This is a genomic window from Anaerosacchariphilus polymeriproducens, from assembly GCF_003363435.1.
Lineage (GTDB): Bacteria > Bacillota > Clostridia > Lachnospirales > Lachnospiraceae > Anaerosacchariphilus > Anaerosacchariphilus polymeriproducens.
The window spans coordinates 67,075-89,992 of sequence record NZ_QRCT01000014.1; the positions used below are offsets into that span (position 1 = coordinate 67,075).

Annotated in this window: 20 protein-coding genes; 1 reads left to right on the top strand and 19 read right to left on the bottom strand. The window is 34.0% G+C overall.

What is annotated here, in order from left to right:
- Positions 1-60 precede the first annotated feature (60 nt).
- The 6 genes from DWV06_RS05720 to DWV06_RS05745 form a co-directional block, all read right to left on the bottom strand.
- On the bottom strand, positions 61-1,272 hold the full coding sequence (locus tag DWV06_RS05720; protein WP_115481219.1) for an SH3 domain-containing protein: 1,212 nt from the start codon (positions 1,270-1,272) through the stop codon (positions 61-63).
- 248 nt (positions 1,273-1,520) lie between these two features.
- Positions 1,521-2,294 carry a TrmH family RNA methyltransferase gene (locus tag DWV06_RS05725; RefSeq protein WP_115481220.1) on the bottom strand — a complete coding sequence of 258 codons (774 nt, stop codon included), beginning with the start codon at positions 2,292-2,294 and terminating at the stop codon, positions 1,521-1,523.
- Between the two features lie 24 nt (positions 2,295-2,318).
- Entirely contained in the window at positions 2,319-2,966 is a 648-nt protein-coding gene (locus DWV06_RS05730; protein ID WP_115481221.1) for a potassium channel family protein, read from the bottom strand.
- Between the two features lie 29 nt (positions 2,967-2,995).
- A complete protein-coding gene (gene pfkA / locus DWV06_RS05735) occupies positions 2,996-3,973 on the bottom strand; it encodes a 6-phosphofructokinase (protein ID WP_115481222.1) in 978 nt (325 codons plus the stop codon).
- Between the two features lie 84 nt (positions 3,974-4,057).
- Entirely contained in the window at positions 4,058-7,531 is a 3,474-nt protein-coding gene (locus DWV06_RS05740) for a DNA polymerase III subunit alpha (protein ID WP_115481223.1), read from the bottom strand.
- Positions 7,532-7,741: 210 nt separating this feature from the next.
- A complete protein-coding gene (locus DWV06_RS05745) occupies positions 7,742-8,653 on the bottom strand; it encodes a DUF2268 domain-containing protein (protein ID WP_115481224.1) in 912 nt (303 codons plus the stop codon).
- A 130-nt stretch (positions 8,654-8,783) separates the two neighbouring features.
- On the opposite strand from DWV06_RS05745, the gene DWV06_RS05750 reads away from it, so the two are divergent.
- On the top strand, positions 8,784-8,975 hold the full coding sequence (locus DWV06_RS05750) for a hypothetical protein (protein WP_115481225.1): 192 nt from the start codon (positions 8,784-8,786) through the stop codon (positions 8,973-8,975).
- A 97-nt stretch (positions 8,976-9,072) separates the two neighbouring features.
- On the opposite strand, the gene DWV06_RS05755 is transcribed toward DWV06_RS05750, so the two are convergent.
- The 13 genes from DWV06_RS05755 to DWV06_RS05810 form a co-directional block, all read right to left on the bottom strand.
- Positions 9,073-9,600 (bottom strand): hypothetical protein, encoded by a 528-nt coding sequence (locus tag DWV06_RS05755; RefSeq protein WP_115481226.1) that lies wholly within the window; start codon positions 9,598-9,600, stop codon positions 9,073-9,075.
- Positions 9,601-9,686: 86 nt separating this feature from the next.
- Positions 9,687-10,541, bottom strand: coding sequence for a transcriptional regulator (locus tag DWV06_RS05760; RefSeq protein WP_115481227.1), 855 nt, complete (start codon positions 10,539-10,541; stop codon positions 9,687-9,689).
- Positions 10,542-10,592: 51 nt separating this feature from the next.
- On the bottom strand, positions 10,593-11,360 hold the full coding sequence (locus DWV06_RS05765) for an SDR family NAD(P)-dependent oxidoreductase (RefSeq protein WP_115481228.1): 768 nt from the start codon (positions 11,358-11,360) through the stop codon (positions 10,593-10,595).
- A 1-nt stretch (position 11,361) separates the two neighbouring features.
- A complete protein-coding gene (locus DWV06_RS05770) occupies positions 11,362-11,790 on the bottom strand; it encodes a MerR family transcriptional regulator (protein ID WP_115481229.1) in 429 nt (142 codons plus the stop codon).
- A 138-nt stretch (positions 11,791-11,928) separates the two neighbouring features.
- Entirely contained in the window at positions 11,929-12,588 is a 660-nt protein-coding gene (locus tag DWV06_RS05775; RefSeq protein ID WP_115481230.1) for a hypothetical protein, read from the bottom strand.
- A 96-nt stretch (positions 12,589-12,684) separates the two neighbouring features.
- Entirely contained in the window at positions 12,685-12,816 is a 132-nt protein-coding gene (locus DWV06_RS18900) for a hypothetical protein (RefSeq protein ID WP_268877872.1), read from the bottom strand.
- 13 nt (positions 12,817-12,829) lie between these two features.
- Positions 12,830-14,830, bottom strand: coding sequence for an ABC transporter permease (locus DWV06_RS05780; protein ID WP_115481231.1), 2,001 nt, complete (start codon positions 14,828-14,830; stop codon positions 12,830-12,832).
- Positions 14,820-15,590: an ABC transporter ATP-binding protein gene (locus tag DWV06_RS05785; protein WP_115481232.1), complete on the bottom strand. Its 771-nt coding sequence runs from the start codon at positions 15,588-15,590 to the stop codon at positions 14,820-14,822. The genes DWV06_RS05780 and DWV06_RS05785 overlap by 11 nt, the downstream gene beginning before the upstream one ends.
- A 42-nt stretch (positions 15,591-15,632) precedes the next feature.
- Positions 15,633-17,762, bottom strand: a complete 2,130-nt coding sequence (locus DWV06_RS05790) for a peptidase domain-containing ABC transporter (protein ID WP_162300584.1) — start codon at positions 17,760-17,762, stop codon at positions 15,633-15,635.
- Positions 17,763-17,812: 50 nt separating this feature from the next.
- On the bottom strand, positions 17,813-20,854 hold the full coding sequence (gene lanM / locus DWV06_RS05795; RefSeq protein ID WP_115481234.1) for a type 2 lanthipeptide synthetase LanM: 3,042 nt from the start codon (positions 20,852-20,854) through the stop codon (positions 17,813-17,815).
- A gap of 112 nt (positions 20,855-20,966) precedes the next feature.
- The gene (gene slmA, locus DWV06_RS05800) at positions 20,967-21,164 is read right to left on the bottom strand and encodes a salivaricin M family lantibiotic (protein WP_205027749.1); all 198 of its coding nucleotides are present in this window, start codon (positions 21,162-21,164) and stop codon (positions 20,967-20,969) included.
- A gap of 56 nt (positions 21,165-21,220) precedes the next feature.
- Entirely contained in the window at positions 21,221-21,796 is a 576-nt protein-coding gene (locus DWV06_RS05805) for an N-acetylmuramoyl-L-alanine amidase family protein (protein ID WP_115481235.1), read from the bottom strand.
- A 120-nt stretch (positions 21,797-21,916) separates the two neighbouring features.
- On the bottom strand, positions 21,917-22,918 hold the full coding sequence (locus DWV06_RS05810) for an ABC transporter permease (protein ID WP_115481236.1): 1,002 nt from the start codon (positions 22,916-22,918) through the stop codon (positions 21,917-21,919).

Below are 22,918 nucleotides of genomic sequence, written 5' to 3' on the forward strand. Positions count from 1 at the left end.
GCAAATTCATTCAGACTTTGTTAAAAACTTCTTTTTATAATATATTATTTACTGTTTTTATTAAAAAAATACATGATTTCCAATTACTTGACCACCATATCCGGAAGATGCTCTACGAAAACTAGTTGCACCCCCTACATTGTCAGTGCCTGTATAAGCTTCTAATGCTGCTGAATAACAATCTCCACTTGCTCCACTTGCCAATACACTTGCAAATGCACCGGAAGCTACTGGTGTAAATTGACCCGGTTGTGTAATGACACCTTCAACAGAACCTGCATAACCGTTTCTTAAGCGGTTCATTACTACTGCTCCTACTGCTACTTTTCCTTCGTAACATTCAGAACCGGCTTCACATTGAATAATAGCTGCTAACATTGCAACATCGGAAGAATTTTTGGCCTCTTCTTCTTTCTTGGCCTTTTCCTCTTCTGCCTTTTGTCTTTCCAATTCTCTTTCTTCTTCTATCGAAACAGCCTGTCCAACCTTCTGCTCAACATTTACAAAATCTGCTGATACATAGGCTGTTTCATCTTTATAATTAACTGTAACCCATTTATCATTTTTATCAGCTACACTTAAAGTTTCGCCTTCAGCTGCCTGTCCAACGATCTGAGCATCTTCTTTCGATTCTTTACGAACATTTAAGGTAGTTGTATTCACAGTTGCGATTAATTCACACTGCTCATTGGCAAGGGTTTCTGCATCTTTTCCGAACGCAAGGAAATCATTCTTTACATATCCTTCTACTGAACCGGAGCGAATCTTGGTCCATTCATCACCGGCTTCAATAATCTCTCCGGCACTTCCTTTGTAAAGTTTTCCAAGTAGTTCAGATTCTGCATTCTGTTCGGCACGAATATTCGTATATTCATCGACCTTTGCCATAACTTTATTATCCCATGGAGAAGGTTTCTCCTCCTTTTGTTTTTGCTTTTCTTTTTTTTCTTTTCCTGAACTTTTTTTCTTTTCGGCAGCCTGTTTGTCATTCACTGTACTACCGGTCTCTAAATGCGCAAGAACGCCTACTTTTGTAGTTCCTGCAATATTCTTTTGTGTCGTTTCCGTTGCTGCCGTCTCTACAATTTTCTCTTTCAATTCAACAGGTTGTGCTGAATAGGAAGAACTAAACAAAATTTCTTGTGTTACGGTTTTTGTCTCTGTTACTTCTTTGGCAACAGTTGGTATTGTTTGGGGTCCATTGCTCATGGTCAGTGCTACCATTAATGTTGCTACAGCACCACACTCAATTACCTTTCTGTTAAAATTCATATTTGCCTCCTAAACTTGTAAACATGGGGCTTATTTTTCTATAAAAGAACCCCTGTTTATTAGTAACGTTTATTTGTTACAAATTTATTACAGAGTTATTGTAGCAAAATTAAGTTTATTTGTCAAATAAAATATATTTTTAATATACGACAACAACTTCTGTAACACTCTTATTTTCTACCAATTTTACCCATAAAAGATTTTTATTTAACAACATATTTTGAAAGAAAAACAAGTCAAAAAAAAGCTCATCGTCTTTGACGATAAGCTTCATACATTAATATTCCAGCAGCAATCGCTGCATTTAAAGATTCGACTTTACCTTCCATCGGGATTTTTAATCCCGAATCAACCAAACTAAGTGCTTTTGAACTAAGTCCATTGCCTTCATTTCCTATCACAAACCCAAAAGATCGGTTATAATTTTCTTGATCATAATACCGTTCTCCATCCAGTGCTGCAGCATAAGTTTTTATTCCGGATTTTTTAAGTTCTATAAGCATTTGATAAAAGTCTTCTACGTAAACAAAAGGCACTCGAAATATAGATCCCATTGTTGAACGAATTGTTTTAGGATTATATATATCAACTGTACTTTTACTTAAAATTATTCCTGTGATTCCTGCTCCCTCTGCTGTGCGAAAAATTGTACCTACATTTCCAGGATCCTGCAAATCTTCGAGCAGTATAAAATGTGCATTTGCTTGTTTTTTCAAGTCTTCGAATACATGTTTAAATTGTCTGACAATACAAATGATTCCTTGAGGTGTTTTCGTATCTGAAATTTTTTCAAAGATATCATCTTTCACTACTTCATACTGAAAATCTTTTAAATTAGAAACGTGTTCCTTCCTATTAAAAAGAGATTCTGAAATATAGATGGATTCTATCCTTTCTTTCGGTGCTTCCTGAAATAATTTAATCCCCTCTATCACAAATAATTCTTTTTCATTTCTATATTTTGACTTTTTATTGAGTTGAATCAGATTCTTGATCTGTTGATTTTTAGCACTAATAATCATATTTTTTCTCTCTATGCGGATTACCTATCTTATTTGATGTATTGCCTTTGTATCTCCTACCACAACAATACTTTCTTTTTCCTCTAATGGAGTATCCGGTAAGACATTAACATCCAGACGATCTCCTAATTTTAATGCAATTAAATTAACTCCAAATCGGTCTCGAATATTCAATTCACGAAGGGTCTTTCCAACCCAGGTTTTTGGAATTTCCATTTCTACAATACTAATTCTTGAGGATAATTCTATCAAATCAATAAAGTTGCCAGCCATCATAGTCCGTGCAATACGAGCTCCCATTTCTTTTTCCGGAAATACGATCTCATCTGCCCCCACTTTCCTTAACACTGTGCCATGTAGTTCATTACTTGCTTTTGCTATTACATATGACACACCAAATTCTTTGGCCAGGATAGTTGCCATAATACTCGCTTCCAAATCTTCTGACATGGTTACAAAAGCTACATCGACATTTCGAATCCCTAATGCCTGCAATGCATCATTATCTGTAACATCAGCCTTTACGGCTACTGTAACCACGTCTGAAACTTCTTCCACTTTCTCTTCGTTAATATCAATTGCAATGACTTCACATCCACTGGCTGCTAATGTCGTGGCAACACTTCTTCCAAATTTTCCTAATCCGAAAACTGCAAACTCTCTTTTAGCCATTTTCCTTCTCCTTAAATAACCTTATAATCTTATAATAATGCTAATGCCTTGCTGATCTGGCATTGATACTCTGGAATATCTTTCTTCATTGCTAACGCTTCTGTAATATCAAAATCTACATATTCATCTCCCTTGTAACCAACTACTCGATTTGATTTTCCATTACATAACAAATCTACTGCATAAGCACCCATCATAGACGCATGTACTCTATCTGTACAAGTCGGACTTCCTCCTCTTTGCATATAACCCAGAATGGTAGCACGTGTCTCAACACCAGTAGCCGCTTCAATCCGCTTCGCCATACTGGTTGAATGTCCAATACCTTCTGCATTAATAATGATGTGATGTGTCTTTCCTTTTTTTCTTTTCTCAATAATGTTATTAATCAATTTTTGCTCATCATAATCATATGTCTCCGGAAGCAGAATGTCTTCTGCACCATTCGCAATTCCACACCATAATGCAATGTAACCCGCATTTCTTCCCATTACTTCAATTATGCTGACTCTTTCATGAGAATATGAGGTATCCCTTACTTTGTCGATTGCTTCCATTGCTGTATTAATTGCAGTATCAAATCCAATCGTATACTCAGTACATGCGATATCTAGGTCAATGGTTCCAGGTATTCCTATCGTGTTAATTCCCTGATCAGCCAAACATTTTGCACCGGCAAAAGAACCATCACCGCCAATAACCACAATACCATCTATTCCATGTTCTCTACATATTTTTGCAGCTTTCTCCTGTCCTTCTATTGTACGAAATTCCGGACAGCGGGCCGTCTGTAAAATCGTACCTCCTTTTTGAATGATATCTGCTACCGTTCTTGCATCCATATCTATAATTTCGCTTTGAAGCAGACCTTCGTAGCCTCTTTTAATTCCTTTGACCTTTTTCCCTTTAGAAATAGCCTGTCTCACTACTGCACGTATGGCAGCGTTCATACCCGGAGCATCACCTCCACTTGTAAGAACTCCAATTGTATCCATTTTATTTGCCATCATTTACCCTCCTACGCTTCCGTATATCTAATATATTTTCATTCTACATCTGTACAATTAATTCTTATTTTAATCCTTTTCTATTTATATTTCAATGTTCTTTTCTATAACTTTAATATTATTTTTCCCAAACTTTTCTTCTAGTCTAAGGATAAAATCTTCTTGTATACAAATATTATGATTAGGAGGAAGACGCTTGATTTGTTTCTGATCTGCTAAATATATGACTACAGGGTCGTTCCCATCTGAATATTTAATGATTTCCAATAACTCACTTTCCTGCTTTTCAAATTCTTCTCTGTCCAAAAATTGAATCCATAATTCTTTCCTTCCTTCTTGGAACGATACGATTTTTTCACAGATTAACTTTCCTGCTTTCTCTTCCTCTACCGATACCCTTCCCTTTACAAAAACTTTTCCATCTTGCTCCAGGAGCCCACTATAGCGTTCATAATCTTTGGGGAAAATCACGATTTCTAAAGTCCCTACCAAATCTTCTAATGTAATAAAAGCCATTGCCTTATTATTTTTGGTATACTTTATTGTTTTGGATACTATCATTCCCCCTACAATTGCCTTCACACCATCTTGGACTTTCGTATCCTGTGTCTCATCATCCCATAAGAAATCTGTAGTCACCGCTGAAATATTTCTTTTCCACTTTTCTTCATACTCTTCTAATGGATGACCGCTGATATATACACCCAAAACTTCTTTCTCAAAACTTAACTTCGTTTCTTTTGTATATTCTCCGACTTCGGGTAGTTTTATTTCATAATCCTGTTTTGTTTCTTCACTTGCCATATCAAATAATGTCATCTGCCCTGCCATGGAATTTTTGCGGTCCTGATTCACGCCCTCTAATATTTGAACATAAATCATCATAAACTGCTTTCTGGTCCCTCCAAGGCTGTCCAATGCACCTGCTTTGATAAAGCTCTCAATCGTGCGTTTATTGACTTCTTTTCCTGATAACCTTGTTATAAAATCTTGTAAATTTTTGTAAGGTCCTCTTTCGTCTCTTTCTTTTACGATCGCCTCAATCACCGGTCTGCCTATACTTTTAATTGCACAAAGACCATAACGGATTGATTTCCCTGTAACAGAGAAAAAACTTTCTCCTTCATTAATATCCGGAGGCAAGATCTGAATCCCCATTTGACGGCATGACAAAATATATTCGGATACTTTAGACGGATTATCAATGACAGATGTCATCAAAGCCGCCATAAATTCTACCGGATAATAGAATTTCAAATACGCTGTTTGATAACATACTACTGCATATGCTGCCGCATGAGATTTATTAAATGCATACTTACCAAAATCTATCATTTCATCGTAAATCTTATTCGCTACTTTTTCTGAAATCCCATTATTTACACAACCCAATACGCCTTCATCAGGGTTTCCATAGACAAAATTCTGACGCTCTTCTTCCATAACTGATGTCTTTTTTTTGGACATCGCACGCCTTACCATATCACTTCGCCCCACTGTATAGCCTGCCAGCTCCCTTACAATCTGCATTACCTGCTCCTGATAAACAATACAGCCGTAAGTTGGCGTAAGGATTGGCTCTAACTGGGGACAGTCAAATTGAATAGATCTTTGATCATTTTTTCCTTTTATATAAGAAGGAATAAAATCCATCGGACCTGGCCTGTAAAGGGAAATTCCTGCAATTATGTCCTCTAGGTTCTGAGGTTTTAACTCCTTCATAAAGCTTTTCATCCCAGCACTTTCCAATTGGAAAACGCCATCTGTTTTTCCTGTTCCAATCGAATCCAAAACTTTTTTATCACTGTAATCGATATGGTCGATATCAATTTTAAGTCCTGTACTCTTTTCAACCAACCAAACAGCATTCTGGATTACAGTCAAAGTCCTAAGCCCCAAAAAGTCCATTTTTAATAGGCCTAGCTCTTCCAACGTGTTCTTTGTAAACTGTGTCGTAACAGAACCATCGGATGCTCTTGATAAGGGAACGTATTCATCTACGGATTTCTGACTGATTACAACTCCGGCTGCATGCATGGATGTATGTCTTGGAAGTCCTTCCAGACGCAAAGACATATCTATCAGATGTTTCACCTGCTCATCCGAATGGTAAAGAGTGAACAATTCCGGATTCTTTTTCAACGCTTTCTCTATCGTTATTGTAGCTCCCGGTTCGTTTGGAATTGCTTTTGCAATCGAATCTACAAACGCATATGGAATGTCTAATACTCTGCCCACATCACGAATCACACCTCTTGCAGCCATCGTTCCAAATGTTACAATCTGCACCACCCGGTCATCTCCATATTTATCCACTACATAATCAATCACTTCCTGCCTTCGTTCAAAGCAAAAATCAATATCTATATCTGGCATTGATACACGTTCCGGATTCAAAAAACGTTCAAACAAAAGATTATATTTTATAGGATCTATATTAGTGATTCCCAAGCAGTAGGATATAATGCTTCCCGCTGCTGAACCACGTCCGGGACCTACCATTATATGATGGTCTCTGGAATATTTTATAAAATCCCAAACGATAAGAAAATAATCTACAAATCCCATCTTTTGTATAACACTAAGTTCATATTCCAACCTTTGCACTAATTCTTCAGTACAATCGGAATAACGTTTTTTCAAACCATCAAAACATAATTTATTTAAATATTCCCAGGATGTAAAACCCTCTGGAACATCATATTGGGGTAATTTCGTTACACCAAATTCAATTTCAACATGACATCGGTCTGCAATTTTCTGGGTATTTTCAAGTGCCTGTAATGCATAAGGAAACAGCTCTGCCATCTGTTCCGGTGATTTTACATAATACTGTCCCCCTTCATATCTCATACGGTTTTCATCTTCTAATTTTTTACCTGTCTGAATACAAAGAAGAATATCATGAGCTGCTACATCTTCAGCATAAGTATAGTGAACATCATTTGTGGCTACCAACTCAATATCCAGTTCCTGACTCATTCGTATCAATTGCTGATTCACTGTCTGTTGTTCTGAAATTCCATGATCCTGCAGCTCTAAGAAATAATTTCCTTTTCCAAAGACTGCCTCATACTTAAGTGCTGCTTCCTTCGCTTCCTCATATAAGCCTTTTACAATATAACGTTGAACTTCCCCTGCAAGGCATGCGCTCAGCGCAATAATCCCTTCGTGATATTGTTGAAGTACTTCTATATCTACTCTTGGGCGGTAATAATATCCTTCGACAAACCCCTTTGATACAATTTTCATTAAGTTGCTATAACCTATATTATTCTCTGCCAGCAGTACCAAATGGTAGTAACGGTCTTCCCCACCTGTGATTTCTTTATCAAATCTTGAATTGGGCGCTACATAAACTTCACAGCCAAGGATAGGTTTTATCCCGGCTTCTTGCGCAGCACGATAGAAGTCTATGATTCCAAACATGACACCGTGATCTGTTATGGCTGCACTATTCATTCCTAATTCTTTCACTCTGGCTACGTATTCTTTGATTTTATTGGAACCGTCCAACAGAGAATATTCTGTATGTACGTGCAAATGTGCAAAATTCATAAAGCGGTCTTCCTCCTTGGTTTATAACTCTTACGAATTATTATAGCATCTTTATCAGGGTTATAAAACCTTTGCTTTTTGCTTTCATAAAAAATTAATAAGAACTTTAGGTTTACAAAAATAACGTGTAATTATTATCCAAATCCTAAATGCCGATGTCGGCAAACGGACTCTTTATGGAATAATAATCACACGTTTATAAGATTTATTTTACCAGAAATCTTTCATTTCGCTCATAATCTCTGCTGTAGGTGTAATTGTTGCATGATAAATACTTGTGCCAGTCTTTTTCAAATATTGTTTCACAAGCTCATATCCACACGCATAACCGGCACAATACGGCATACCTACAGCTTCTGCACCACGAATTTTCATGATATCATCACCATACAAATATGCCGATATTTTTTGAAAATCTTCCTCATAAAGATTCTTCTTTATCTCCGGCTTAATCCTATTTTTAAGTACTTCTTTACTTGTATTCTTAACCCAAATGCCAACTTTATCTTCACCAAACATATTTGCGGCAAAATTTTCTGCCAATCCTTCACTGACAATCATATCTGCTAAAGATATTTTGGGACTCCACTGCATAAACTGCCACCTTACATTATGATTTGTTTCATGTGCCAACGCTACAGGAAGCATTTTAAGTGATTTCTCATTTGGAATAATTGTTCCAATTATAAAACCGGGGATTCCTCCATCTCCACAGTAATCTCCTGTCATTTTAGACATAGGATGTTTCGGATCATTTAGTAATATCGTAAAAATATAATTTTGAACTGTTAAATTGATTCCCTTTTTTTCGAATGCACCTAATGAATCTTGAATACTTCTCTGGCAAACCTCCCAAAAGGAATCCGCGCTGATTTTTTCTATCTCCTCACATCTCTGCACTATTATTTGAGAGGGATGATAACTTCCACCCATGACACTTGCTGCAACTGCATCATATCCCCCTTCTTGGTCAGCCTTTAACGGGACTCCAATGCACTGCCACTTAAACTCAAATGGTTTCATTAGCTCATAACGATAGATATCTTCCCGTTCTGCATCTGATGCTGCAATCATTTTACGATAAATTTTGTCTGATCTTATCGCTGTAACATTAACATTCATATTTACATACCTCTTTTCTACATTTTTTATTCGTATTTTATGTTACACTATTACCTAACGTCAGAGTCAATGGGGGATTGTGACATTATAATAATGTTTAGAAAAGTGCTTACAAAAGGAGGAGGATAAAATGAATAACCGTAAGAATGGAATAGGATTTGTTGGTACGCTTACACTAATATTTATAGTATTAAAAATATTAAATTTAATAACATGGAGTTGGATATGGGTTTTGGCTCCAATTTGGATTAGTGCTCTAATAGCTATAATTCCTTTTGCGTTTATTTTAGTTCGTAGTCGAATTAAAAATGGAAGGTGGTAATTAAAAACAAAAACTGTTGGGAAACAGCGAATATTCGGCTGTTCTCCAACAGTTTTTTTGACATATTTGAAATGATTCGATTCACCATTTGTTTTAATTAACGAAGTCCTTCTTTGATTTTTACAGCATTTCTGTCTGTATTATTTTTCTCCCAGTCACCAGTCTCATTAATTAAAACCAGTATTGCAGAATTATTGGAAGCATATCTTACTCCATAAAGACAATCACTTCCTCGATCGGCACCGAAAGATTTTTCTTCTACCTTATAGTTAAGATCAATTTTGTAAATTAAATTATAATATTTTAGTAAATCCGTTTGGCTAATTGAACTTTCAGAGGTATTATATTGATAATTCTCTAAATAAGATAATACCTCTTTGATGTCATTATACTTCTTATCTTCCGAAGTCAGGTCATATGATACTTTATTTCCTTTGTTATCAATGAAAAATCCTCTGTTAACATAACCGTCAGAATAATTTATATACTGCTGAATAAATACTATTTTTTGTTTTATATCATCCACTTTATTTGCAGTGTTTTTACTACTACAAGAAGAAAAAAGAATTGAAATAAAAATAATATTTACTATAACAAAAATTATTTTATTGAATTTATGATTCATATATATTAATCTCCTAAGAACACCACGACCGAACAGTTCCACTAGATTGGCAGTCAACGATTAATTGTTTCCAACATTTTCTCACTTTAAAGAAGCATCGGTTCACTTCCAACAATTTTATAACTCCGTTTTTCTACAACGGTATTATCTTCCGTTTTTTTCTGGAAGGTTATCAAATCATAACCATCTTCCGTTTTACTTTGACTTGTTTCATAAATATATCTAATATCGTCTTCGATTTCCTCTCTCGTTCCCAACCAATAAGGACAAGTCATTAAAAACGAATCGTTGTTCATATATTCTGCGAATAACTTATTGCTTGCTTCTGTATTTATACTTGGAAGCTGCTTATCGACATAACTTACCCTAACTTCAGCTTTTCTTCCAATGCTTTTTAAATATTGAGCTGCCTGAGTTTCCTGCTGTTTTGCTAAAACAGAATATTCGTCGTTTAAAGCAAGTACTTTATCATAATACTTTTCTGGAAACAACTCTTTAATTGATTCCTCCTGATCTGAGCCATCTGCTGGTTCTTTATATTCTTTTAAAAGATACGTTCCATCTTTCTTTTTTTCAAATATCATTACCGTAGGTATTGCGCCACTGCCACTTATATCAGTAAATATCCCATTTTCAAAACCAAAGTATCCAACACTTGCAAGTGAATAAACTTTAATTTTATTTTTATTCTTCTCAGTTCCCAAAATCGTATGACCTTCTGTTATATATTCACCTTCCAGATAATCCTTACCTTCTTCTTTAATAGCCTGACTAACTGCTTTTTCTAAATTTTTAGTGTTGGCCTCAGTTGTAGTTATTTCTTTATTTCCAATATTCTTTGCCTTCGTCAATAATATACCACACAAAACCGAAAAACATAAAACTCCTGTAATTATAGCAATATATCTTTTTTTTCTAAAAAATTCTGACCTCTTAATCATTCAAATTTCCTTTCTAATTAAATAGTTATATTTCGTATTCTTAGTTTGCTCTCACTGATGCATAACCGCCTTTGATATTTCTCCCAATACCTTAGCAGGCAATATTTTCGCCATTAAAACCTGCAGCTTATTTACTCCTCCGGCTACAATGACCCGTTTTCCTCTCATCATGGCCTTATACCCAATCCGTGCTACTTTCTGCGGCTCCATAACAAAAGACTGAAATAATGGTACATTTTCAATCTCTGCTTTCTTCGCAAATTCCGTTTGCGTAGCTCCAGGACATAAGGTAGTTACCGTTACACCCATCCCATTCAATTCAGAATATAATGCATTGGAAAAGGAAAGTATATATCCTTTGGTAGCCCCGTATACTGCATCCGTGGCACACGGAAAATAAGAAGCTGTTGAGCCTATATTTAATATTTTTCCATCTCTTCTTTCCAACATCATAGGAAGTAAGCGTTTGGTCAATGCCGTAACTAGGTGTATATGTAATTGAATCATATCCCTTTCTTTGTCTGCATCTGTTTTCCAAAATAATCCAGCCTCATTAAAACCTGCATTATTCACCAGACAATTCACAGTCCAATGGTTTTCTTCTAACACTTTTAAAATATAATCTACCGCATCTTCTCTCAATAAATCACAAACTATAATATTTATATTCTTATTATATATTTGAAGTTCCCCTTTCTGCTTCCTCAGTTTTTCTGGATTCCTGGAAACTAAAATAACATGGTGACCTTCCATTGCGAATATCTTTGAAATCTCGTACCCTATTCCACTTGTAGTACCAGTAATTAACACTGTTTTCATCTTATTCCTCCTCACACATTTTTGAAAATTCTTTCCACTCTTCTAAATACGTTAATTCTTTTATCTCATTTCTTTCAACAAATGATTGATAAAATTTTAATTTTAAATTTACAATATTTAATGTTTCTTGTAAAAGTTTCATTTTCTTTTCTAGATCCATTTTATAAGTCTGAATCATCTCCATCCGCTCCACAACTGAGGTACTTCCTTGAACAGCCAAAGAAATATATTTCTTGATTTCTCTAATCGGTACATCCGCTGTCCGTAGACATTTAATCATTTCAATCCATTCAATATCAGCCTGTGTGTACTCTCTGTTCCCGCTCTTAGACCTTTTTATCTCTAGCAACATTCCTTCCTTCTCATAATAACGTAAAGTCGGTATTGTTAACCCTGTCAGCTTGGCTGCCTCTTTTGCCGAATATTTCATAATCTCACCTCTTTTTTTACCTTACACTATAAAGCGCGCTTGATGTCAAGCAACAATCTATTAATTAAGATATATTTTATAAAATAAAGTTCCTCCGAGTCAGAAACTAAAACCCGAGGAACTTTCTCCTAAACTACCTTATTTACTTGCCAATTCTTTAAAGTTTTTTTCTAAGATACCCTTAATGGCATCCTCACTTCCTGAATTATAAGTAGCAATTATTTGAATCATATAACCACCTTCATTACGTAGAGCGTATATTTGATACATTGCACCATTATTTACATTGGCAGGAAGAACTGTAAATTCTTTTCCTCCAATCTTTTGTTTATAAGTATCTTCATAACTGTATGTTACACCTTGTGCAGATAACAGCTGTTTTTTCAGTGCCTCAATATAAGTTTTTTCATCCATATCCGCTTTCTTAACGGTAAGATCTAAATTTTCAACTGCAAACTGAACACTTTCATAACCTTTTTGTATTACAAACTCATGATTAAGTGCTTTTTCTAATGAATCATATTGTTTTTCCTGCTCATCTGATAAAAACTGCTTTCCACTTTCTAACATTTGATCCATTTGTTCGGATGACATACTAGTCCATCCTTCCGGTACTTCAAACTGCATCTTTAATGATTTATTTTCATATAACTTATTTTCTTCCTTCCATGCTCCTTGAGAATAATCTAAAGTCGCTCCTTTTTTCAACATTTTGGTAACGGTTGAACATCCTGTCACTGTACTTAAGCTAATGATTCCAGCTAACATTAAAACTACTGCACTTTTTAAATTTTTCATTTTTCTCTCCTTAATAATATTAAAGTAAGGCTTACGTAAATTATAACACCTATGAAAAACTTTCTCATATCATTTGCAATTTGTCAATAAAAAATACTATTTTCTTTTTTTCCGAACCATACAAATAATTATTATTACAACGACGATCATACCAATCCAGCCAAATAACGGAAGCCAAGTATCAAGAATACTTTGGCCCACACCGTTCCAATTCACATTACTTAACATATCTTGAAACCTCCTACTCAAATTTTTCTTCAACCATCCGTTTACAAGTATAATATGTGGCTAGAAAATATCCGCCATATACAATTAAAAATAAGATTACCGTAACTAGTATATTCATTGACACTGACATGTTTAGAAATCCTTCTACAATTCTCAAAATTTCTCTAATACCTAAAATTGAAAAAATTCCTGCAACTACAATCGGTGCAAAAAAATAAATCACGATTTGTTTAAAAAGAGTCCTCTTAATCAATGATTCATCCGTCCCTAGCTTTTGCAGCAAACCATAACGATTGATATTATCTGTTGTTTCCGTTAATTGCTGAAGTGCCAAAAGCGCAACACAAATCAATAAAAATAAAAAGCCAATATAACTACATAAAAATGAAATAAATGCCTGTGTTCCATAATACATATCATACATCATAGATTTTGCTATATATCGGTAGCCCGTAACAAGCGGCTCTGATGCAAGCGGAGCGATTAGATATAGTACTTCATCTGTATCTATTCCCTTTTTATATTTCGCGTTAAAAATATTATCTGCTTTTCGAAGCATATCTGTCACAGAATCCGGAACGATCAGGGTACCTCGGTCATTATTATCGACTCCAGACATCCATACCGTTTCTCCAAGCGGTTCTTTCTGTTTTGCTTGCAGTTCCTTGCCAGCAATTGATATTGTTTTGTCTTCTTCTAAAAATCGTTGAATATATTTAATTGTTCCTTTATAATTGCAATTAATAAGAAAGCAGTCTTTTCTTAAAGAGATTGGTTTCATTCCTTGAAATGACATGATTTTATTATAGTCCGATAATGAAATAATAGGAATTAAGACTTCCGGAATCTTTTTATCAATTTTCCATAAATTAACTTTCTGTCCTTGAAATAAATCTTGATAAGTCAAATCCGTTTCATATAAACTAATCTGCTCATATTCATCAATGTATGGTGTTAAATCATACCCTTTTTCTTTGAGATCCTTAAAAATATCTTTATCTTTTGTGCGGGAAACTGCAGCCTGTACTGTTAAATCATATGGGGATGCATCTTCCGCCTTTTGATTCATTGTGAGTGCAATACTGATGCCTGTTGAAATTGTACAGATCGTTGCTGTAAGCAATAAACACACAATTGTCATGGAAAGAAAATTGGATTGAATCTTACTACCAATTTGACGCAGCAAAAATACATTTAATCCTTTTAAATAAATACTCTTATTCGTTTGTATTAAAGAAAGCAATACTGCTGACATCGAATAATAAAATCCACCCGTCCCAAAAATCAAGAAAAGAATTGCCGGTTTAAATATGTTTGTATTTGGCATAATTCCATACTTTGTAAACAAATTTCCGGTTAAAAATATAAAAATAAGAGATATTCCAAAAATAAAAAGTAGGATTTTCTTATTTTTTACTACTAAATTCTCATTTTTACGCCCTGCCATTAATAAATCAATTAATTTCACTTTAGAGATTATCCATGCATTACAACACATCACTAATATAAAAATAATTGCAAAACATATTATTGTTTTCTGAAATGCACGTAAGGAAAACATCATACGATAATTAGACAGATCTACCGCAAATAACTTTAGTGAAATCAAAGATAATCCCTGGGAAAATATGAAACCTAGAAATAATCCTGCTGTTAAAGCTATAATACCAATAACGAAGGTCTCACCTACGAAAATTCTTGAAATTTTCCCTTTTGCCATCCCCAATAACATATAGATCCCTAATTCCTTCTTTCTCCTTCTCAAAAGAAATTGATTGGCATATATAATCAAAAAGGCCAACACTATGGCAATAACGATCGAGAGAATAGATATGAAAATTCCCATTTGCTTTGCAAGCAGTGCCTTAGTAGCACTTAACTTGGCAAAAGCCGGCTGCGTCGTGATCGAATTAAATGCATAAAACAAACTTACTGACAACAAAAGTGTTAGAAAATATATGAAATAATCATGAAGGTTTTTTTGAACATTTTTTATGATGATTTTAAAGGACATCGTTCAGCTCACCTCCCAGGACAGAAACAATATCAATAATCTTTCCGAAAAATTCTTTTCTACTATCTTTTCCTTTATGCAGTACATTGAAAATTCTTCCATCTTTTATAAATAAAATTCGTTTGCAATAACTTGCTGAAAAAGCATCATGTGTCACCAACAAAATGGTAGCTGACAACTTTTGATTCAACTCTTCTAACATAGAAAGCAGCATTTTTGAAGATTGTGAGTCAAGCGCTCCTGTTGGCTCATCCGCCAAGACCATAGCAGGATTTGTTACCATAGCTCTAGCTGCTGCTACCCGTTGCTGCTGCCCCCCAGACATATGATATGGAAACTTATTTAATACATCGCAAATATTTAAAGCCTCTGCAATCTTACTTACCCTTTCTTCAATCTTTGCTGGTTTTTGTCCACATATGGATAATGCCAGAGAAATATTCTCATAAGCTGTCAATGTATCTAGCAAGTTAAAATCCTGAAATATAAATCCCAATTTATCCCGGCGGAATTCCGATAATTTTTTTCCTTTCAACGATGTAATATCTTTTCCTTCTATATAAATATGACCACTCGTAACTTTGTCAATCGTAGATACGCAATTAAGCAGCGTTGTCTTCCCTGAACCAGATGCTCCCATGATTCCTACAAATTCACCTTTATTCACAGAAAAAGAAATATGATCTACTGCTTTTGTAATATTACCCTTATTACCATAATGCTTTTGAATATCATCTACTTTTAATATCTGACTATTCACTTTTTTGCTCCCTTCAACCCTTTCTGTTTCATTCCTCCTAAGTTATAATAAGGAAGAATATAATTTTCTATAGTGCCCATTTTTAGCTATTAATTCATCATGTTTTCCTATTTCTACCACTTTTCCAGCCTCTAATACAACTATCACAGAAGCATCTATAATAGTTGACAGTCTATGAGCAATAATGATTTGTGTTGTTCCCATTTTTTTAATTTCATCCGATACCATCTTCTCATTAATATTATCTAACGAGCTGGTTGCCTCATCCAGTAATAGAATTTTAGGTTTCCCTATAATTGCACGTGCTAATGCAATTCTTTGTCTCTGTCCACCGGACAAGTTCAGACCCATCTCTGAAATCTGCGTGTAGTACTGCATCGGCATAGATTCAATTTCCTCTGATATATGAGCGATTCTACATGCATATTTTACATCATCAAGATTAATTCCGGCCCGATTCATAACAATATTATCATATATTGAATCATTGAACAGAGTAATATCCTGTGGCACGATTCCAATCTGCCTGCGAATTTTTTTTCTGTCTAATGCTAAAAAATTCGTATCATTAAAGAATATGTCACCCTCACTTGGTATAAATAGTCCTACCAACAATTTCGCTAACGTACTCTTTCCCGAACCCGACTTTCCAACAATCGCAATTTTCATCCCACTTTTAACCTTAAAATTGATATCTTTAAGAACATATGCGGAATCCTTTGTATAACGAAATGAAACATTTTTAAGTTCAATCGTTCCATTAAGCAATACATTATTATGTACCCTGTTATCTTCCTCCTCGCTTTTAATAATATCAGCTAATCGCTCAAAAATAACACTGCTATTGATAAAACTGGTCCATAAATCTATGACCGAACCTGATAGACTGAAAAATGTATTTCCTAAGGAATAAATTGCAATGATAGATCCCATGCTTATATTCCCCTTTTCAATTAAGAGAATACCCAGCATTAGAAGTAATGTCGGAGATAAAAACTGCAAAAAAGAATTCAACGAATATACATAATTCGCAACTTTCTCATTTTCAATATATTTTCTTAAATATTTTCCATATGCCTGCTTCCATGTGAGTAAGATATCTTTTTCAATTGCACTCATTTTTACACCAAGCATAGAATAAATCGTTTCCATCTGTACTCCTTGAACAATACTTTGGCTTATCTTAATTGATCTACTGTTATCTGCTAATATTGGGCGAGTCAACGATACCAAAACTATGTTTAAAACAAATAATAGAAATGCAGTAATTCCAAGCAAATGCGATAATGTAAAAACATAGGCTAGAATAGCTATTGCTGTACCAACATTTATCACAGCTGTAATAAATTGATTTGCAAAAATTTCTCTAATATTCAAACAACTATTCAATGAGTATATGATATCTCCGCTGCTTCTAACTGAAAAAAATTTATATGGAAGATTTAATAAATGTTCAAATATATTCGTATTCAGCGATTTATCCAAATGAGTCCGCAATTTGATCAGTAGGGAATTTTTCCAAAAACTTGTAATAAAATACAGAATACTTAAACCTATAATTAAAAGAATTAATTGATCACTATTGGTAAAAGCGTTATGATTAAGGATTCCATCAATCACCTTTTGAATCACAATCGGAAGACTAAGTGTAAACAGATAGACCAGCACCGAAACGGAAATAATTTTTATATATAATACTTTATTGGAGAATATATAAGGCAAAATATATTTAATACTATGTGTTTTATGCAGATTTTTTTTAAAATTCGCTGTAGGCAGGGGAACAACCACGTACTCTGTATATTTTTCTTCGAACTCATCCGTTTGCAGCTTTAATCTCCCTATCGCAGGATCAACTATTGTAAGTCTTTTCTTTTTTTGATTGACTTTTTCCAAAATAATAAAATGGTTGTTGCCCCAAAAGACAATTGCCGGAAGATGAATTCGATACAGTTCTTTTACTGGGATTCTATAATTTTTTGTTGAAAGATTATAGTCATTCAATAACTGAACAAGCTGCTGAAAAGAACTTCCGTCTCTTCCCACTTCCATCTTTTCTCTTAATTCTTCCATTGTTATATAGTTTTTATAATATCTGTTTATCATACAAACACAACATAATCCACATTCTGTTTTTTGTGTCTGGGCTACGAACGGAACCTTTCTGCGCACGACATTCCACCTCAAAAATTCTTACGCTTTATGAATTACTATGAGCTCTTCTATTTTAATAGAAGTAAATTTGCAATCTCTTCTCCTGTTGAGAGAATTCCAAGACCAACACCAGATACTCCGGTCATAAGCCCCCAATCTTCTAACTCTATGATATTCTTCCATTGTTTTTCTATATATTGATTTATTAATTCCTCCGTTGTTGCGAAACATTCTTCTTTTAATTCCTTCAAATCCAGCATTTCTGCCGCATATTCTAATAGTTTTAAACTTCCCACATCTCCATGACAGATACAACTATCTGTTCCAAATCCACATACTTTAAGTTGTTCTATGATCAAATCAATTTCCTCTTGCAATTTATCATCCTTAAAACCATTTTTTATTAGAAATAGTTTACAAAGTAATAAGCCGCCAATACCATTGCACCAAGAATAATAATGGGTATTTTTTTTGAATATCCATTCCTGTTCTTTCTGTTTAAAATGATACTTCCTTTCATAATAGAAAGCTTTCTTAATTATATCGAGCACTTCATTGTCCTGAACGATTAAATAATAGCGGTAAAGTTGAACAATAATACCACTGTTTCCATGTGCATAACCAATATTACCGTTTTCAAACCAAGTTATTGCGTTTGAGTCTTTTTTGATAGACAACTCTTTTATTCTCTGATATATAATATCTAATATTCTTTTTACGCTTTTTTCATCATTTTCTGACAAAATTGACAGCATAGAAATAAGTACTCCCATTACACCGGCCAATCCATGTAAAACATCTAACTGTTCATTTTCTGAAATTTCCCGCTCCACCATTGGCAGCGCAGCTCGAATCAAATATTGCATGTCTATCTCTATAGGGAAATCTACATTGTTTTTATATAAATATAAAATTGAATATAATTCAGACATCATACCGGAAAATGAACCCAGACCTTCTAAAGTTAAACCGGATTCTAATTCTTTATATAAATTATTTATCACAGGTAATATCGCATCTTTTGCTATTCCAATAAAATTAGTGTTTGTTTCCGCTAATTTGTAAAAAAACAGTGCAATACCGGCATTTCCTTGGTATAGTCCAAATCCTACAGGCACAATTCTATAAAATCCATTGCCAAATCCTCTCATTCCCAGCCAACTCATCTGACTATGTCTTTTTATATAAAAACGAAATCCCCTGTCTGCACATAACTTCCCGATTTTTTCTGCTACCCTCCAACTTTTTTTGATTCCTTTTCCCTTATCAGAATTTTTTGAAAACTTAACGGATGTACCATATAACAAATCAGGTAATAGCCTGCTTCCTATAAAACTATGATTTATTAGTGCCAATTGCCGCAATAAATCCATATCACCCATACTTATCACTTTTTTCTCTATTCCTTCTAAAACTGTACTAAAATTTTTAAGACGTATCTCTAATTTTTCGTTATGAAATAAAATATCTATCTTATTCGTGTAAATTGAAAAATAAGGGATATCACCCCTTATTAAATCAGAATATTCCTTCTCATAAATAATACGATTCTCGTATTCATTTTTTTGATCCATGATAAGACCTAGTCTGCATAAATAAATGTTTCTGTCTGTCGGATTATGCAATAGATCAGGATGATATCCAGTTTCAAGCAGTTGACTATATAGGTTCGTATTTTTACAGATTACTCTGCATAATAAATTCCCAAAAATATCTTCCAATTTATTCAAATATAATTCTTGATTCCTTATGATCCATAAGTAAACATCTTGAAACCCTTTTTTTATTGTTTCAAGATAATTCGTGCAACCAATCGTTTCATTACTATAGACTGGATAATTTAAAGTCTTTTTTAATTCCTTATTTTCAAATACAATATGAATATCATCACGGTCTGCTGCTTCTATTTTCTGTGTTTTATATGGGGAAACTTGTTTCTTTCCACTCCCAATTCCACCAATTTCAATTGCTTCCTCTGTATTGTTGTTCTGCATTAATGTTGGCATCAAAGATATACCTATGACAGAATTTAATATCTTTTCATTTACCAGATAAACAATATCATCTAAACTGCTTTGCGTCACAGAAGTGTGCAGCAACGTTTCTAAATCTATTAAAATGGGCATACTTCCTTTGGCGATCAAATTCTCACAATGAAAATCTTTCGAATTCAGAGTATATAAAATACAAAGCAACTCTCCAATTCGATAATAATAATCCTCAATTTCTGATAAAGATTTGCATGGTTCATTTTCAATACACTCCATGCAACCCCCTTTTTCGAAATTCCAGACTTTACAAGCATCAATTTTCATGAAATTACGATCTTCTTTTTGAAACCATGATAATAATTCTCCATATTTTTTCTCCATTATTAATTTTCTTGGTTTATAGACTATTTTTTTATGTTCAAATTCTACAAAAGCAACACTTTTACCGTTGTTATGCGTATCACCTTTTCCTAATATAATATTTTCTACTTTTCCCCATACAGCACAAAATATAGATACTTGATCCAGTATTTCCTTAATGTAAAAATAGGTCTGCTTTGTCTTTTGATCTAATAATCTTATTAATTCCGGATAAACATGATACAATTCTTTTAAATATCCACTATCATATAACATCGTATCACAAAAATATTTCCCTCTTTCTTTTGAAGTTTTGCCATACAATAATTTCTCATTTTTTGCTATCTGTGTTTCTAATACAAGTACTCTGAAACTCATGTTAACCATACTTCTTACATGATCCAATATTATACTTTTCAAAAAACCTTCTTTATCTTTGATACAATCTTGTCCTTGTATCATATCTTGAAGTCTCTTATAATATTTCATCAAAATGGGCGTATAAAAACCACTCCATCGAACTTCTTGATGAATAGTTTTTTCAATTTCTTTATATCTTGAGCTTTTTAACTTTTTGGTAAAAAATTCATGCTCTACCCATTCATCAATTTCTTTCTGCACAATCTTGTATTCTTCAGCATGTTCTTCCATCTCTTTTCCGGAAACATTCTTAATCATTTTTCTTATTTTATCTCTGTCGTCGATTTCTGGAAATAATGTATACCAATAATCTAATATTTCGACCTCTGATTCATTCATAATGTATAAATACTCCTTTTCATAAATAAGTTATGGCCTGAAGTAGTATTTCATGATACATTGACTTCAGGCCATTCATATATATATAATCTTTTATTATCCACTTAAATCATTATCCACAAGAAATATTATTTGTAGTGCATTCGTAGGAAACCGTAAAATAGTTTCCACATTTACCTGCTAAGGTCAGTTGTATTGCTGTATAGACGCCTGCTCCGGATTTACCTGCTAAATCCTGTTCTGCAATTTCATATGCAACAGACATATTATCATTTCTTTCCTTTGGATTTCTTAATTCTTTTTTATTCATGAGCAATACCTCCTTTCTTTTGATTATGTGCAATTCAAACAGAAGGTACGGACATTCTATAGAGGTTCAAATCCAAAATAATTTAGAATACCTATATACATACCATATGCAATTCTCCATTGTTGATCTCTTAAAACTAAGAAATCGTTATAATTTGATAAGTATCCGATTTCAGTAAGAATTGCCGGCATTTGAGTCCTTCTCAGAACATACAGGGCTGGGTTTTCCCGAATGCCATTATCCTTAAGTGTTGTATATCGGAGAATTCCCTCCATTACATTTTGTGCAAGCCAGTGAGCCTGTGTATAATATTTATAAATATAAATTTCAGCTCCATTAATAGCAGGATTGACATTGGAATTCGCATGTATGCTTATGAAATAATCAGCTGGCCATTCATTTGCCATACGCACTCTTTCGGCTAAACTTGTCGCATTTGTAGTCCCCAGAACTGTCGTAGATGTCGGTCTTGATAAACGTACTTCAAATCTATAATCATTTTCTAATAAATTTGCTAAATAAATACCTACTTGAAACGTTATATTTTCCTCAAAAAATCCAAACCCCTGAGCCCCTGCATTATGGTACCCTGTTGGATTATGACCTTGATCTATAAAAATTTTTATAGCCAATGTAATTCACTTCCATAACCTTCTTATTACATTATATTCATAATATAAATAACTGCTACATAAAAAACATTAGTCCATTGAATATACAGCTATATTACAATGGCTTGTATAAGTACACGATTATTTTGCCGCCAATCTTCTTGTTTTTGTTTCCATCAAAGACCTTGTAACATCAATAAATGCAGAAACAATAATAACCAGACCAATTACTACATATTGTATATCACTTGCTGCATTCAGTAATGTCAAACCATTTCGTATCGTAGAAATAATCAAAACTCCAATCAGTGTTCCCCAGACAGTACCTTTCCCACCACTGAAAGAAGCACCTCCAATGATACATGCTGCAATAGCATCTGTATCATAAGGTGTGATCGCTGAAGATGGATTAGCAACACCAGAACGCCCTACAATAACAAGTCCGGCAATCGCACACATGAAACCAGATAATGAATATACAATAATAAGTACATGATCAGTATTGATACCGGAAAGTCTGGTAGCTTCAGGATTTCCTCCCACACAATAGATTGTTCGGCCAAATGCTGTCTTATTAAGAAATAAATGAAATCCTATAAAAAACACAAGCAGTACTAAAAAGCATACTGGAATGCCTGCAAAATTTGTACTTTGAAATATATTTGAAGATCCAAGCCATGTTACAGCGGATGGGAAATTACCGACTGTCTTGGTCGCGACTACTAATAAGGCCAAACCACACAATACGTTTTTCATCCCTAGCGTTGAAACAAATGGATGTGGTAAACGCAACTTGGTAAGTAACAGACCATTGATGCATCCAACTGCCATTCCTGTAAGTAAACAGCCCAAAATTAAGATAATTGGATTTGATACATTAAATTTTTCCATCATCATTCCCATCATACAGGCACAAAGGATTGCATTCGCACCAACGGATAAATCAATACCTGCAGTTATTAATACGACTAACATACCTGCAGATATCAAACCATTCACGGCTGTCTGTCTTAAAATATTCATAATGTTGTTAATTACTAAGAAATTTGTATTTGAAATTGTTAATACAATTCCCAATGCAATAAGGGCTAACAATGGACCTAATTTCCCTAAGATATCTTTGATTTCTAACTTATTTGTCAT

Excerpts from the sequence above, each read along its gene's own strand:
- DWV06_RS05770 (WP_115481229.1), bottom strand. The coding sequence starts at position 11,790 with ATGAAATATTCGGCAAAAGAGGCAGCCAAGCTGACAGGGTTAACAATA.
- slmA (WP_205027749.1), bottom strand. The coding sequence starts at position 21,164 with ATGAATAAAAAAGAATTAAGAAATCCAAAGGAAAGAAATGATAATATG.
- DWV06_RS05750 (WP_115481225.1), top strand. The coding sequence starts at position 8,784 with ATGAATAACCGTAAGAATGGAATAGGATTTGTTGGTACGCTTACACTA.
- DWV06_RS05765 (WP_115481228.1), bottom strand. The coding sequence starts at position 11,360 with ATGAAAACAGTGTTAATTACTGGTACTACAAGTGGAATAGGGTACGAG.
- DWV06_RS05730 (WP_115481221.1), bottom strand. The coding sequence starts at position 2,966 with ATGGCTAAAAGAGAGTTTGCAGTTTTCGGATTAGGAAAATTTGGAAGA.
- DWV06_RS18900 (WP_268877872.1), bottom strand. The coding sequence starts at position 12,816 with ATGTTAAGTAATGTGAATTGGAACGGTGTGGGCCAAAGTATTCTTGAT.
- pfkA (WP_115481222.1), bottom strand. The coding sequence starts at position 3,973 with ATGGCAAATAAAATGGATACAATTGGAGTTCTTACAAGTGGAGGTGAT.
- DWV06_RS05780 (WP_115481231.1), bottom strand. The coding sequence starts at position 14,830 with ATGTCCTTTAAAATCATCATAAAAAATGTTCAAAAAAACCTTCATGAT.
- DWV06_RS05720 (WP_115481219.1), bottom strand. The coding sequence starts at position 1,272 with ATGAATTTTAACAGAAAGGTAATTGAGTGTGGTGCTGTAGCAACATTA.
- DWV06_RS05755 (WP_115481226.1), bottom strand. The coding sequence starts at position 9,600 with ATGAATCATAAATTCAATAAAATAATTTTTGTTATAGTAAATATTATT.
- DWV06_RS05740 (WP_115481223.1), bottom strand. The coding sequence starts at position 7,531 with ATGAATTTTGCACATTTGCACGTACATACAGAATATTCTCTGTTGGAC.
- DWV06_RS05810 (WP_115481236.1), bottom strand. The coding sequence starts at position 22,918 with ATGACAAATAAGTTAGAAATCAAAGATATCTTAGGGAAATTAGGTCCA.
- DWV06_RS05760 (WP_115481227.1), bottom strand. The coding sequence starts at position 10,541 with ATGATTAAGAGGTCAGAATTTTTTAGAAAAAAAAGATATATTGCTATA.
- DWV06_RS05775 (WP_115481230.1), bottom strand. The coding sequence starts at position 12,588 with ATGAAAAATTTAAAAAGTGCAGTAGTTTTAATGTTAGCTGGAATCATT.
- lanM (WP_115481234.1), bottom strand. The coding sequence starts at position 20,854 with ATGAATGAATCAGAGGTCGAAATATTAGATTATTGGTATACATTATTT.
- DWV06_RS05725 (WP_115481220.1), bottom strand. The coding sequence starts at position 2,294 with ATGATTATTAGTGCTAAAAATCAACAGATCAAGAATCTGATTCAACTC.
- DWV06_RS05745 (WP_115481224.1), bottom strand. The coding sequence starts at position 8,653 with ATGAATGTTAATGTTACAGCGATAAGATCAGACAAAATTTATCGTAAA.